General features: G+C 37.2%; 12 protein-coding genes and 1 pseudogene. 1 reads left to right on the top strand and 12 read right to left on the bottom strand.

The window, feature by feature from the left end:
- Complete coding sequence (locus tag A9Q68_RS00530) at nucleotides 1-678, top strand: helix-turn-helix transcriptional regulator (protein WP_071792705.1); 678 nt, start codon at nucleotides 1-3, stop codon at nucleotides 676-678.
- Between the two features lie 73 nt (nucleotides 679-751).
- Here the strand turns inward: A9Q68_RS00530 and ileS are convergent, their stop codons facing one another.
- The 12 genes and pseudogenes from ileS to murD form a co-directional block, all read right to left on the bottom strand.
- Nucleotides 752-3,553 (bottom strand): isoleucine--tRNA ligase, encoded by a 2,802-nt coding sequence (ileS, locus tag A9Q68_RS00525; protein ID WP_071792703.1) that lies wholly within the window; start codon nucleotides 3,551-3,553, stop codon nucleotides 752-754.
- A gap of 262 nt (nucleotides 3,554-3,815) precedes the next feature.
- Nucleotides 3,816-4,583, bottom strand: coding sequence for a DivIVA domain-containing protein (locus tag A9Q68_RS00520; RefSeq protein ID WP_071792701.1), 768 nt, complete (start codon nucleotides 4,581-4,583; stop codon nucleotides 3,816-3,818).
- A 9-nt stretch (nucleotides 4,584-4,592) separates the two neighbouring features.
- Nucleotides 4,593-5,381 carry a YlmH family RNA-binding protein gene (locus A9Q68_RS00515; protein ID WP_071792699.1) on the bottom strand — a complete coding sequence of 263 codons (789 nt, stop codon included), beginning with the start codon at nucleotides 5,379-5,381 and terminating at the stop codon, nucleotides 4,593-4,595.
- Nucleotides 5,378-5,635: a YggT family protein gene (locus A9Q68_RS00510; RefSeq protein WP_071792697.1), complete on the bottom strand. Its 258-nt coding sequence runs from the start codon at nucleotides 5,633-5,635 to the stop codon at nucleotides 5,378-5,380. The genes A9Q68_RS00515 and A9Q68_RS00510 overlap by 4 nt, the downstream gene beginning before the upstream one ends.
- Nucleotides 5,636-5,637: 2 nt before the next feature.
- Entirely contained in the window at nucleotides 5,638-6,288 is a 651-nt protein-coding gene (locus A9Q68_RS00505) for a cell division protein SepF (protein ID WP_071792695.1), read from the bottom strand.
- 12 nt (nucleotides 6,289-6,300) lie between these two features.
- Nucleotides 6,301-6,972, bottom strand: a complete 672-nt coding sequence (locus tag A9Q68_RS00500) for a YggS family pyridoxal phosphate-dependent enzyme (RefSeq protein WP_071792693.1) — start codon at nucleotides 6,970-6,972, stop codon at nucleotides 6,301-6,303.
- 8 nt (nucleotides 6,973-6,980) lie between these two features.
- On the bottom strand, nucleotides 6,981-8,306 hold the full coding sequence (ftsZ, locus tag A9Q68_RS00495) for a cell division protein FtsZ (protein WP_071792692.1): 1,326 nt from the start codon (nucleotides 8,304-8,306) through the stop codon (nucleotides 6,981-6,983).
- A gap of 52 nt (nucleotides 8,307-8,358) precedes the next feature.
- Nucleotides 8,359-8,541 (bottom strand): cell division protein FtsA C-terminal domain-containing protein, encoded by a 183-nt coding sequence (locus A9Q68_RS11120; RefSeq protein ID WP_420806774.1) that lies wholly within the window; start codon nucleotides 8,539-8,541, stop codon nucleotides 8,359-8,361.
- Nucleotides 8,523-9,726: pseudogene (gene ftsA / locus A9Q68_RS00490) on the bottom strand (cell division protein FtsA); the annotation flags it as partial. The pseudogene ftsA and the gene A9Q68_RS11120, both read right to left, overlap by 19 nt.
- A 234-nt stretch (nucleotides 9,727-9,960) precedes the next feature.
- Entirely contained in the window at nucleotides 9,961-11,130 is a 1,170-nt protein-coding gene (locus A9Q68_RS00485) for a cell division protein FtsQ/DivIB (RefSeq protein ID WP_071792688.1), read from the bottom strand.
- Entirely contained in the window at nucleotides 11,131-12,210 is a 1,080-nt protein-coding gene (locus tag A9Q68_RS00480; protein ID WP_071792687.1) for a UDP-N-acetylglucosamine--N-acetylmuramyl-(pentapeptide) pyrophosphoryl-undecaprenol N-acetylglucosamine transferase, read from the bottom strand.
- On the bottom strand, nucleotides 12,210-13,568 hold the full coding sequence (gene murD, locus A9Q68_RS00475; RefSeq protein WP_071792686.1) for a UDP-N-acetylmuramoyl-L-alanine--D-glutamate ligase: 1,359 nt from the start codon (nucleotides 13,566-13,568) through the stop codon (nucleotides 12,210-12,212). The genes A9Q68_RS00480 and murD overlap by 1 nt, the downstream gene beginning before the upstream one ends.
- Nucleotides 13,569-13,592: the final 24 nt, after the last annotated feature.

Raw genomic sequence — 13,592 nt, 5'->3', positions numbered from 1 at the left:
ATGCACCCAAAAATTGAAAAATATGTTGTTATTGTTGACTTTATCGGAGCCATCATGGGGTCAAAAACGGAAATTGTCTTACATGATTTGACCAAGGGTTTTGAACATTCTGTTGTCTATATCAAAAACAATTTTTCTGGTCGCCAAATTGGCTCTCCTGCAACTGATTTTGTCCTTGATGTTTATAAAAACAAAACCTATTTGGAAAAAGATTTTATTGTCAATTATCAAACCAAAACGCTTAGCGACAAGCTTTGCTACTCGTCATCATTCTTCATCAAAGACGAGCATCAAAACTTAATCGGTATGGTCTGCACCAATACCGATCAGTCTGATAATCTCGAAATGAAAGAGTTGTTTGAAACAGGCTTAAGTAAAATCAATCAGGTCCTCAACTTACAATTTTCAAATGATTCACGACAAGATATTGTTGAAAACTTCTACTTGTCGCCTGAGCAAATGATTGAGAAAATTATTTTCCAAATTACAGATGGTAAATACCGTCACGGTCATGAACTCAAACGCAAACAAAAAATTGAAGTGGTTCGCCAACTTTATCAAAAAGGCTTCTTTGACTTTAAAGAAAGTATTGTTAAAGTGGCCCTTGATTTCCAAATGTCAGAAATTTCCATTTACAAGTACTTACAAGCCGTTAAATCGGAAAGCGAAGCTTCATAAAAAAAAACACCTTCACATGAACATGTGAAGGTGTTTTGATGTTACTCATAAGTGATTAACACTTAGAAAGTGCTTATTTTTCTTTTCTTTCAAATCCCTCAGCAACAGCTTCTGGGAAGTTTTCTTCAATCACTTTAGCACTAGCATCGCAGACAAAGGCATTATAAGAACGCATTCTGGTTGTTGGGTCAATACGACGTGACCGTTCACAAACTTCGCCTTCTGCACGTTCTACTGTGAATGCAAGGCCATCAAAAGTCATTGCATCTGCAGGCGCAGCTTCTAAGTCAGCTATTGTTAATTGCGATACGATCATCAAGACAGCAATGTCACTATCTAATGCATTTATGAGTGTTTTCACTTCTGGACTAGCATAGATTGTCAAGTGGGCTTCTAATGACTTACCGATAATTTTGGCATTTCGTGCTTCTTCCAAGGCTTTTTGAGCTTGGTTGCGGAGTGTCATGAAGGCATCCCAAGCTTCCAGAATCTCATTTTCACCATTGAAAGTCTCAGCAACTGGTAATTCAGTCAATTGCACAAATTCTGCTTCTTCAAATTCAAGGTATGACCAGATTTCTTCTGCCGTATGTGGCAAGATTGGTGTTAAAAGTTTTGTAATCTTAACCAAGATATCATAGAAGACGGTTTGCATAGCACGACGTTGTGGGCTATTTGCAGCTTCGATATAGACAACATCTTTAGCATAATCTAAATAGAAGGCTGATAAATCAACGGTTACAAAGTTAACAACAGCTTTGTAGATGGCCATAAAGTCATAAGTGTTATAGGCTTCATGGAAAGTTTCCACTAATTTGTTAAATTTGATGGTCATGTACTTGTCAGCAGCTGGCAGATTTTCATAAGAGATGGCATCTGTACTTGGATTGAAATCAGAGGTATTTGCTAACAAGAAACGTAGGGTATTACGGATCTTACGGTAAGTTTCAGAAACTTGACCTAAGATATCCATCGAAACGCGAACGTCGTTATCAGTATCTACAGAAGTCACCCAGAGACGTAGGATTTCAGCACCATATTGTTTAGTCACATCACTTGGTAAGATAGTATTACCTTTAGATTTAGACATTTTTTCACCTTTACCATCAAGAACAAATCCTTGTGATAATACTGATTTATAAGGTGCGTGACCATTTACAGCTACTGATGTGATTAAGGATGAATTAAACCATCCACGGTATTGGTCAGAACCTTCTAAATAAAGGTCAGCAGGGTAGTTTAAGTGTGGACGAGCATTCATCACACTATTCCATGATGAGCCTGAATCAAACCAAACATCCATGATATCTGTTTCTTTTGTGAATTCACCATTTGGTGAACCTGGATGGGTAAATCCTTCTGGTAAAAGGTCTTTAGCTTCTTTTTTCCACCAGATAATTGAGCCTTCTTTTTCAAACAAATCAGCAACATGGTCAGTCACTTCTTTAGTCATGATAGCTGTGCCATCTTCTGCGTAGAAGATTGGTAAAGGAACACCCCAAGCCCGTTGACGTGAGATTACCCAGTCGCCACGGTCACGAATCATGTTGTAGAGACGTGTTTTACCCCATGAAGGATGGAAAGTTGTTTTTTCAATTTCCTCTAAAATTTCTTTACGGAATTGAGAAACTGAAGCAAACCATTGCGGAACTGCACGCCAGATAATTGGTTTTTTAGTACGCCAGTCAAATGGGTATGAGTGGTTTATTACTTCACTAGCTAAGAGTAAGTCACCAAGTTTTTCTTGAACAATTGGTGTTACTTTATCATAGAACTTGCCTTGGAAATCTGGTCCCGCATTTTCCATCATAATTCCACGTTCATCAACGGTAACAGCCACTTCAAGTTTATATTGCATACCGACATTGTAGTCATCCTCACCAAAACCTGGAGCTGTATGGACGATACCAGTACCTGAATCAAGAGTAACATGATCACCTAATATAACATATTCTGTTACTTCTGTATCCCATGGATGCTCAGTTTCAATGAATTCAAGGTCTTTACCTTTATAGGTTGCTACTGTCTCAAATTCTGGCCAACCAAATTTTGCTGCTAGACTATCTAGCAATCCTTCAGCAACAAGGTATTTCTGACTCTTACCTGCCGGTCTTACGACAACATAATCCATTTCCGGACCAACTGTCAAACCACGCGAAGCCGTTACTGTAAACGGTGTTGTTGTCCAAACGACGATATAAGTATCTGTATCAAGAATGCCTTTACCGTGTTTCACTTTATTTGCATAGTAAAGAGAAGTTGAATCAATATCATGGTATTCAATCTCGGCTTCAGCAAGGGCTGATTCTGAAGACCAAGACCAATAAACTGGCTTAGCCCCGCGATAGATATAGCCTTTATCAGCCATTGCGCCAAAGACACGGATTTGATTAGCTTCGTATTCAGGCATTAGGGTTACATAAGGGTTTTCCCAATCTGCAGAGACACCTAAACGTTTGAAATCTTCACGCTGTTTGTCAACTTGTGATAGTGCGTACTCACGACACATCTCCAAGTATTCCGCTAAATCCATTTCTTTACGTTTGATACCTTTTTTGGCTAATACTTGTTCGATTGGTAGACCGTGTGTATCCCAACCTGGAATGAATGGCGCTTGGTAACCAGACATTGATTTGGCACGTACGATGATGTCTTTTGAAATTTTATTTAAAGCATGACCAACGTGGATATTTCCATTAGCATATGGAGGGCCATCATGTAAATGGAAAGCTGGTTTGCCTTCGTTTAAGGCTTGTCTTTTTTTATAGATATCAGCTTCTTCCCAAGATTGTTGCCATTGGGGTTCTTTTGTTGGAAGACCTGCCCGCATTGGGAAAGCTGTCTTGCCAAGATTTAATGTTTCTTTTAATTTCATAATGTGAGACTCCTTCTCATAACTCGTCACTGCGATAATATAAAAAGCCCTCGTCTATAAAAGGACGAAAGCTCGTGGTACCACCTTAATTCAGAATAGTGCTTGCACTATTCCCTCGTGGCTCGTAAGGTGAGCTAAACCTTTCAACTTACATAGGATTTCAGTTGAAATGATCGAAAATGATAACGGATTAATCTAGGGAATGCAGAACTCTCATCATCTTCTGCTTGCTGTATTTGTGGATTAATCAGTCGTGTTTTTCTTAATCTTCAATATTTAATTTAAAAGTTTGTGTTTCGTTAAGGTTAATGCCTGAATCAGATGATTCCTCATGACCATTCAATGCAAATTCTGTAGATTCTAATTCTTTATTGCTTTCATCTACACGACGTTGCAATTCAGCCATTTCTTCTGGAGTGAATTGACGTGTCGCATCAAATGAAGCAGAGTCATTAGTTTCTGGCACATTTTCATTAAGAACTTCTTTTACCACTTCTTTAAAGGCAGCATCTGAATTTTGAAGATAAACAGCTGTTGGTTGCAATAATTCATCCCATTCAGGAGAATTTGATAAAGTCAATTGTGATTCAATTGATGAAATTAAACGTTGGTGGAAGACACGTGTTTGACGTTTTAATTCTTCAGTTTCCACTGCTACACGTTTTGCTTCGTCAGTTGCATCACGTAACATTTGGTTAGCTTTTGCTTTAGATTCATCTAACAAGTGTTGAGCATCATAGTTAGCTTTACTTACCAAGTTACTTGCTTCTGCATTTGCTGAAGCTTTAACTTTTTCTGCAGTTTCTTGAGCAAGAATAACAGATTGACTCAATGATTCTTTCATTTCGTCGAAATAAGATAATTTTTCTTCAAGTGTTTTGATTTTTGCTTCTTGTTCACGATTCTTTTTAACAAGAGCTTCATAATCTTCAACAACAATATCTAAAAATTCATTTACTTCTTCTTCGCTGTAACCACGTAATTTGGTTTTAAATGTTTTATCTTTAATTTCAAGTGCTGTAAGTGCCATTATTTCTCCTTATTTTTGCATTGTTTTGCTAAGCGTCAATTTATACTTTCCATTTTTGGTAAGACCGTTATCTGATATGAGTTTAAAGCGACCAAAACCCCTAACACTGACCAAATCATCAAGATTAAGTGTTTCAGAAGTCTTATCGATGATGCGATAATTTACTTTTACTTTTTCAGATTCAATTAATTTAATTGCCTGACTTCGAGATAACTTGAAGACAGTGGCAATCAGTCGATCAAGCCTAAGGCTAGAAAGTGTAACATCCAATAGAATTTCATCTACTGTAGGCTTAATAAGCTGACTTATTGATATTTCTTTTAGATTAACACTAGCTCTAGCAATCTTATTAATATGATTTAATAGATAAGTTACCATTGCTTTTGTGGTTAAGACCTGAGCATAACCTTCTTCAACAAGGATATCACCAAGCAAGCTCCTTTGAATCCCTAATTCATGAATTAGAGCACCAAGAATTTGCGAATGTTTTATCTTATTGAATTTAGGATTATAAATAATCTCAACAAGTGCTATGTCAAAATCTGATTCATCTAATTGATAATAATCTGGTGCAATAATCATGCGACCATATTCCGTCTGGAAATAATCACTTGACGAAAAGGCCAGTAATTGACTGCTAGCAACCAATATTTTGACTATTTCAATCTGTCTTGGATTTAGAAAATCAGTAAGATAGTAGGTATAATTATTTTCAACCCGATTAATAATATCATTTATCTTTTCAATAAATGGTGATTCACTAGGGTGAAAATGTTGTTTAATATCTTTACTTGTCATCCAATTACGAGTTTAATCAAAAAATTACTTAAAAAGTTGAGTGCTATCATGACTGCAAAAACTGTAAAGTCAATCCCTGCAAATTGCAAAGGCAATTTTCTAAAAGGTTGAATGACAGGTTCTACCAATTGACAAATCAATCTTCCCAACCAAGTATCATATGCACCTGGAAACCAAGAAAGTAGTGCATAACCTAGTAGAAGGTATGAATATACTTTTATGAGATTAAGGACGATAACTAATAGAAATATCATATTTAGCGTCTCTTCATATCAAAATCATAACCAAAGTCTTGATTACTATTAGGAATATTCATTTCTTCAATATTAACAGATACATTCGAAGGGGTCAACAAATACATTGAAGAACCAACCTTTTGTAAAGATCCGTACAAGACTTTACTTGCTCCGTCAATAAAATCCAAACAACGTCTAGCTTGTGCATCGAGCATGTATTGGAAGTCCATCAAGACACATTCGTTTTCAATTAACAAATCAACAATTTCTTGCGCATCCTCATATTTCTTAGGGAATTTAAGAGCAATTGTTGTTTGACCTGCTGCCGCTGTTTCAACTTGTCTTTCAGGTTTTCTAGCAGCTTGTGAACCATATTGTGTACTACGACGTTCCATTGCTTCTGGTGCACTTGTTCTTTGCTGTGCTTGATAGCTTGGCGCTACCTGTTGCTCAGGCTTGTAAGAACGAGGTGTTGGAGCAGGACGGTTAGCAGCTTGCTGGCTAGCACGTGGACTTGCTTGAGTTTGTGGGTTTGGACGAGTCGCTTGTTGTTGTGGTTTTGCTGCTACAGCTTCCTCTGTTCTTTGAACTGGAGCATCATCTTCCACTTCGCTGACGTCATCAGTATCAAAATAAGATACCATCTTATTAATTGCGTCTTTAAATGCCATCTTTTATCTCCATTATTTAAAGAAAGAAGTTCCAATACGAACAAAAGTTGCACCGTTTTGAACAGCGATTGGATAATCATTGCTCATTCCCATGCTTAACTCAGTAAAAGGCATATTCTTTCTGTTTTGCGATTGCAGTTCTTGTCTGATGTGATTTGTTTCTTTAAAGATGTTGTGAAGTGTTTCTGGATTAGCATCCAGTGGAGCCATCGTCATTAAACCAACCAATTGCAACTTATCTAAGTCTTCCAATTGTGGAATAATGTCATCCAATTCATCTGGTGAAAAGCCGTGTTTACTTTCCTCACCTGAAACATTTAACTGAAGGAAACATTTAATAGGCTTTTCAGCTCTTTTTTGAATCTCTTTTGCTAAATTAATTGAATCAAGTGCGTGAAAGTAATCAATCTGATTGATAAAATCTTTAACTTTTCGTCTTTGAACACTACCAATAAAATGCCAAGTTAGCTCCTTATCTTGTAAGGCATGATATTTAGCTAAGAATTTATCAACTCGATTTTCACCAAGATGAAAAATTCCAGCTTCTATCAATTCCTTAGTCGCATCTATATCTGCGTATTTGGTGACACCAATCACAGTAACAGAATTTTCATTACGACCTGCAGCTTCTAGGCTTTTATGGAGTTCTTCAAAGATTACATCTTTATTCTCTTTAATAGTCATTGTTTCTCTTAACGATTTTTAAAGAATGGTGGTGTTTCTAATTCGTCATCATCTGACTCATTTGCTGAGAAAGTTGACATATTTAATTGTTTGTCTAATTCACTTTCAGTTGGGCGTTCAATATTATCACGACGTAAATCCCAATTACCAAAGGCTGACCCTTGATTTTGGTTAGAGTTAACTTTTGGTGATTTCACTTGAGCTCTTGGCATTTCACGTGTTTCTGCCATATCAAAATCAAAGTTTGATTGACGTTCAAAATTTGGTTGAACAGCTTGTTGAGCTTGTTCACTTGCATATTGAGCACCAGCTTGTTGAGCAGAACCATTATTGAAAGTACGAGGTTGGCTACGGAAACCAGCAACTTGTTCAGCTTTATCTTGACGAACACCAGTTGCAACAACAGTAACGCGGATTTCATCTTTCATTGAGTCATCAATTGAAGTACCTAACCAGATGTTAACACCGTTTCCAGCTGCTTGACCAACAATTTCTGAAGCTTCTTCAGCTTCGGTAAGAGTCATATCAAGACCACCAGTAACGTTTACAATAACATCTTCAGCACCATCAATAGTTGTTTCTAACAATGGTGAGTAAATTGCTTTACGAGCAGCTTCAACAATACGTTCTTCACCTGAACCAATACCGATACCCATCAAAGCATTACCTTTATTTGCCATCACTGTTTTCACATCAGCAAAATCAAGGTTGATTAAACCTGGGTTAGTGATAAGGTCAGTGATACCTTGTACACCTTGTCGCAAGACATTGTCAGCTTCACTGAGAGCTTCTAATAAAGGTGTTTTCTTATCAACAATTTCAAGAAGGTTATTGTTTGAAATGATTAATAAAGTATCAACTTGTTCACGTAATTCTTGAATACCTTCAATTGCAAAGTTACCACGTTTGTTTCCTTCGAAACCAAATGGGCGAGTAACTACTGCAACTGTTAAAGCACCTAAGCTTTTAGCGATGCGAGCGATAACTGGAGCAGCTCCAGTACCAGAACCACCACCCATACCAGCAGTGATAAAGACCATATCAGCACCAGTAATAGCTTCAGTTAACGTTTCTTCACTTTCTTCAGCAGCTTTACGACCAACTTCAGGTTGACCTCCAGCACCAAGACCACGAGTTAATTTAGGGCCTAATTGAATGACTGTTTCTGCTTTAGATGAACTTAAAGCTTGAACATCAGTATTTGCAGCGATGAATTCAACACCAGCAACACCTTCTTCAATCATACGATTGATAGCATTACCGCCACCACCGCCGACACCGATTACTTTAATGATTGCACCTTGAATTGATCCTGTATCGAATGAAAATGCCATTTTATTCCTCACTTTTTTACTATCTTTTGTCTAGTTTTATTTTTTAAAAATTTTAGTCAAACATACTTCCGAAAATACCACGAACTCGTTCACCTATACCAGGTTTTGGTTCAGCTGGCGCTTGTTTAGTATAATCGACAGGATTTGCTTGTTGATTGTTGTTATAATTAGCAGCTTGCTGATGTCTAGGTTCATTGTACTGAGGAACAAATGAGTCGTGACCACCAAAATCAATTGGTTTGCGACGAAGCATTTCTTCACCATTTACAGCACCTTGAGCTAGAACGTCAACTTCTGACATTTTACCAACATACTCTACCAAGCTAATCACATTAGCAAACATTGGATTGCGAATACCAACTTGATTTGGAACATGGAGTTTTACAGTTGTTCCAAAGATTTCTTGAGCAATCTCAACAACACCAGGAACAATTGAACCACCACCAATCAGAACAATACCACCAGGTAAGTCTAACAGGCGACCACGATCTAAATCTTGTTTAACGCGATCTAAAATGTGACGAATACGGGCTGAAATAATTTCAGATAAATAACGCTCTGACACTTCAACAGGCTCATCACTACCAACCACATCAACATTTACAGTTTCTGTTGGGCTAGCTTCATTAACGTTGGCTTGACCAAAGTTAAATTTCAATGCTTCCGCAATTGACATCGATGTTTTCAAGACTTTTGAAATATCTTTGGTGATATAATCGCCACCTTCAGTATAAATGTTAGTGTATTGCAATTCTTGAGCACGCATAGAAGCTACTGTTGTTTGACCGCCACCCATATCGATAACGGTAGCACCAAATTCACGTTCGCCTTCGTTAAGAACTGAACGAGCCATCGCTAATGGAGTGATGATGATGTTTTCTACGGTAATCCCCGCACGTTCAACTGTTTTACGAAGGTTATGTAAGATTGTACTTGGTCCAGTGTAAATCAAACCGCGCATTTCTAAACGAATCCCCATCATACCACGAGGATCACGAATGCCTTGGAAACCATCTACAATAAACTCTTCTGGAACTAAAGAAATGACTTCACGTTCAGGCGTAATGCTTTTTGTTAGAGCTGATTTAACAACACTATCAACATCTTCGTCCTTAATTTCTTTAGACTCGCTAGGAACAGGAATCATTCCTTGAGTTGGTTCAATTTGAAGAAGATTTGCTGGTAAGCCAACATTGATTTTATCAATAGTCATACCTGCTTTTTCTTCAGCTTGCTCCACTGCAGTTTTAATTGCAGTAGCTGCTGCTTCAATATCAATTATTATGCCATCTTTTACGCCGGTACTAGGGACGTTACTAACTCCAATGACGTTCATTTCACCTGAAATAAACTCCGCTACTAAAACTTTAATCGAGCTAGTTCCTATATCTAAACCAGTAAAAAAGCCATTTCTAGCCATTCACTTGACCTCACTATCTTTCCAAACTTTTACTATTCTAAATACTGCTAAAAACAGAATTATTCAGTGAATATTATACCATAAAAAAACGTAAAATGTTACCATTTTACGCATTTTGTTATATAAACTTAATCTTTTTTGTCAATTTAATCCTGACCAAGAAAACAATCATTTTTTAGCTGAAATTCTCCTCTTTTCAAAGTGATTTTCAAAAAATTTCGCAAGTCATTTTCATTATTGAGCAGGTACTTGATCTGCTGCCTGACTTGAGCTTTCTGTTTGACTTTGCTGCTGGTTTGGATCGACTTGACCCGCTTGTTGATTAGGATCTAGCTGAGTCTCACTTGATTGTGTTGTGTCAGTTGACGGGGTGCTACTAGAAGAATTTGTTGTCTCCTTCTTTTTAGCTGTTTTACTTGCTTGCTCCTCTTTGACTTTAGCCTCCGCAGCTTCAATATCACTCGTTGTTGAATAGATTCCAACTTCCATATCGACGATAGCTGTGTCTTTTAGATTCTTTTTCAACTTGAGATAATAAGGCATCTTTTTCAATAATTGCGATTGAGGAACCCGAATGGTATTGCCATCTTGCATTTGGATTGAAAGGAGGTCGGGTGTTGACTTAGAATTTGCTAAGGAGACTGACTTAACATTTTTCACCAATTTAGTTGGTAGTTTGGCAAGTGTCCTAACCAAATATTGAATATCACTTTCATTTTTTAGATTGATGATTAAAAAGTTTTTTGGTAATTGACTCTTGTTAACAACAGTCACTCGTCGCCCGTTCTCCAAGATTGGTTGAAAACCATTCTTTTCTTCAGCGTAAGCAATAATGCGGTATTCTTTAACCTTAAAAATAAAATGATTAGGTAATTCATATTGAATGGATAAGTCTTTTACCCATGGATTGCTAGCTTTAATAGCATCAATATGTTTTTGTCTAGAAAAAAGGACAGATAAAAAATACTCAGAAGGCTTAATCTTACTTTGATTAACCAATTCCACCAAACTACTGTGACTGTTACCTTTTGAATCAAAGGTTTTCATTTTACTGTAGGGTGTCAAGAAAAAGATCGATGTCCCCATGATTAAGAGGCTGACCAACAAGACCGGGAGAGCTTTTATCAAGGCTTTTTGTCTTTTTGTTTTTTCTCTTTTCTCTTTAGGCTGCTTTTCTTTTTTTTCTTTTTTAAAGAGTATTTTAGAAACTTTTGTCTCCTCAACTTCTTCAGTCGGTTCAACCGGTTGAAGTTGAGCTTTCTTCTCAATCATCAACTTTTCTTTAAGCTTTTTTTCTTCTTCAGCCTGAATTTTTTTCTTTTCCAGAAACTCAATGTTTCTTTTTTGCCATTCTGTTAAAACAACCGGCTCTTTATCCGGGCTATTTTTTTTCTTTTTTGCCATTTAATTTTCCTTAATTTTCGAGCTCATATCAGCTCTTAATTGTTTATAGAAAATATCTGGTGACGTTAATTCACGTGCACTAGCCATAGCTGTCTTATAAGAATCTTGGTTTACCAATAAGTCAGAAACTTTTTGACTAAGGCCATCTAAAGTTAATTCATTTTCCATAAGTTCTTGAGAATAGCCGTGCTCAACGAAATATTTAGCGTTTTCCAATTGATCACCGCGGCTAGCTTCTTTACCAAGCGGTACAATGACATGCAATTTTTGCATAGCCAAAAGTTCAAAAATAGTATTAGACCCACCTCGAGTGATAACCACATCTGCTAAATTCATCAAAGGTTGGTAGAGTTCTGTCACATAATCAATACGGTAAAGATTTTTTTCCAAACTGTTTAAGCTAGGGTCACCGCTAATATTAATAACATTGTATTTTTCTGTCAATTCAGGTGTTTGACTGATAAAATGATTGAAAACTTTAGCTCCTGCTGACCCACCAATAAACAAAAGAGTTTTTAAATTTGGATTAAATTGTTCAACAATCTCTTGCAATAGAGGGTTTGCAGAGATTAAAGAGTCACTGGACACTTTTGTAACTGCACCGATATGTTTAGCGTTTTTGAGGTGAGCTTCCGGTTCAAAAGTTGTATACATGGTTGTCGCAAACTTGGAAGCAATTTTATTAGCTAGTCCCATAGATAAATCGGATTCATGGACAAAAACAGGTACACGTAAAATGCTTGCTGCAATAACTGGTGGCACTGAAACAAATCCACCTTTTGAAAAAAGGGCTTTAGGTCTAATACGTGCAATAATAATCATTGATTGCAAGAGGCCAATGCCAACTTTAAAAACATCTAGAAGGTTTTGCCAAGAAAAATAACGTCTTAATTTACCCGTTTTGATACTATGAAAGGTTACATCTAGTCCTGATTTTTGAATTTCTTGGTATTCAATGCCATGTTTATCACCAATGTAATGGACTTGCCAACCGTCTTTGATAAATTGTGGCATTAAGATCAGATTTAAGGTTACATGACCGACTGTTCCACCACCAGTGAAAATAATCTTTTTAGCCATTAGGCTTCTCCTTTAAGTTCTGAGATTGTTTTCAAAAATTCGTCCCCACGGATTTCAAAGTTAGGATACATGTCCCAACTTGCATTGGCTGGACTTAAGAGGATGATATCACCCTGACTAGCCTCAGAAAAGGCAATTCTGGTAGCGTTAGCTATATCTTTAGCATCAATTGATGGTACTTGCGCCATCTCAGCTGCTTCTTTCATTTTAGGGGCAGATTCTCCCAAAAGAACCATTTTTTTCAATCCTTTAAGGTCAGGAACTAGGTCATCAAAAGTATTGCCACGGTCTAAACCACCAGCAATTAAAATTACTTTTTCATTATCAAATCCAGAGAGGGCATTTTGGCAAGCTAAGATATTAGTTGATTTGCTATCGTTATAGAAGGTCACACCATCAATTTGCCCAGCATTTTGCAAGCGATGTTTAACCCCACCAAAGTGGGCTAAACTTTCAGCAATGACAGCATTCTCAACACCTAATAACTTAGCTACAATGATTGTCGCCAAGGCATTTTCAACATTGTGGATACCCGGTACACCGATGGCATCCGCATCCATAATATACTCACCTTGATAATAGAGTTTACCATCAGATAAGTAAGCTCCATCCACTTCTTTCTCAGTCGAGATGAAGAGAACTTTGGCATTGGTTTTAGCTGCTAATTCGTGAGAAATCGCTTGGTTAGCATTCAAAATCAAATAGTCTTCCTGCGTCATCCGATTTTGAAGATTCCATTTAGCTTCCACATAAGCTTCAAAACTACCATGATAGTCAATGTGGGTTGGCATCAAGTTTGTAATGATGGCAATATGAGGATGAAACTCTTCCACACCCATCAGTTGGAAGGATGATAACTCCATGATTAAGGTATCATTTTTCTTAGCTTTTTGAACAACCTCTGAGGCAGGAAAACCAATATTTCCTGACAGTAAAGCTGATTGACCAGCATGGTTTAAAAGATCAGCAATCATGGTTGTTGTTGTCGTTTTACCATTTGAACCAGTAATAGCTACAATTGGTGCTTCTGAGACCAAATAAGCCAATTCAACTTCTGTTAAAACGGGAATACCTGTTGCCAATGCTTTTTCCACCATGGGATTGGTGTATGGGATACCTGGGTTTTTCACCATCACTTCAAAATCTTCGTCCAAGAGTTCCAAAGGATGACTACCACAAATAACCTTGATGCCATCTTCCAGTAAGGCCTGCGCGGCAGGATTTTCTTCAAATGCTTTACCGTCATTAACAGTAACTAGTGCGCCTAATTGAGCTAGAAGCCGGGCTGCCGCTTCCCCAGAACGCGCCAAACCAAGAATTAGGACTTTTTTATTTTCAAAATTTGTAATTTTTTTCATTTTGTACACACGCCATCCATTCTA

Source organism: Streptococcus bovimastitidis, assembly GCF_001885095.1.
Classification (GTDB): Bacteria; Bacillota; Bacilli; order Lactobacillales; family Streptococcaceae; genus Streptococcus; species Streptococcus bovimastitidis.
Note: the sequence above shows the minus strand (reverse complement) of the source record. Positions and strands in the feature narration are given on the sequence as shown.

What these genes read in the sequence shown, in the direction of transcription:
- ftsZ (WP_071792692.1), bottom strand. Translation starts at nt 8,306, where the DNA reads ATGGCATTTTCATTCGATACAGGATCAATTCAAGGTGCAATCATTAAA.
- murD (WP_071792686.1), bottom strand. Translation starts at nt 13,568, where the DNA reads ATGAAAAAAATTACAAATTTTGAAAATAAAAAAGTCCTAATTCTTGGT.
- A9Q68_RS00520 (WP_071792701.1), bottom strand. Translation starts at nt 4,583, where the DNA reads ATGGCACTTACAGCACTTGAAATTAAAGATAAAACATTTAAAACCAAA.
- A9Q68_RS00500 (WP_071792693.1), bottom strand. Translation starts at nt 6,972, where the DNA reads ATGACTATTAAAGAGAATAAAGATGTAATCTTTGAAGAACTCCATAAA.
- A9Q68_RS00510 (WP_071792697.1), bottom strand. Translation starts at nt 5,635, where the DNA reads ATGATATTTCTATTAGTTATCGTCCTTAATCTCATAAAAGTATATTCA.
- A9Q68_RS00515 (WP_071792699.1), bottom strand. Translation starts at nt 5,381, where the DNA reads ATGACAAGTAAAGATATTAAACAACATTTTCACCCTAGTGAATCACCA.
- A9Q68_RS00485 (WP_071792688.1), bottom strand. Translation starts at nt 11,130, where the DNA reads ATGGCAAAAAAGAAAAAAAATAGCCCGGATAAAGAGCCGGTTGTTTTA.
- A9Q68_RS00505 (WP_071792695.1), bottom strand. Translation starts at nt 6,288, where the DNA reads ATGGCATTTAAAGACGCAATTAATAAGATGGTATCTTATTTTGATACT.
- A9Q68_RS00480 (WP_071792687.1), bottom strand. Translation starts at nt 12,210, where the DNA reads ATGGCTAAAAAGATTATTTTCACTGGTGGTGGAACAGTCGGTCATGTA.
- ileS (WP_071792703.1), bottom strand. Translation starts at nt 3,553, where the DNA reads ATGAAATTAAAAGAAACATTAAATCTTGGCAAGACAGCTTTCCCAATG.
- A9Q68_RS00530 (WP_071792705.1), top strand. Translation starts at nt 1, where the DNA reads ATGCACCCAAAAATTGAAAAATATGTTGTTATTGTTGACTTTATCGGA.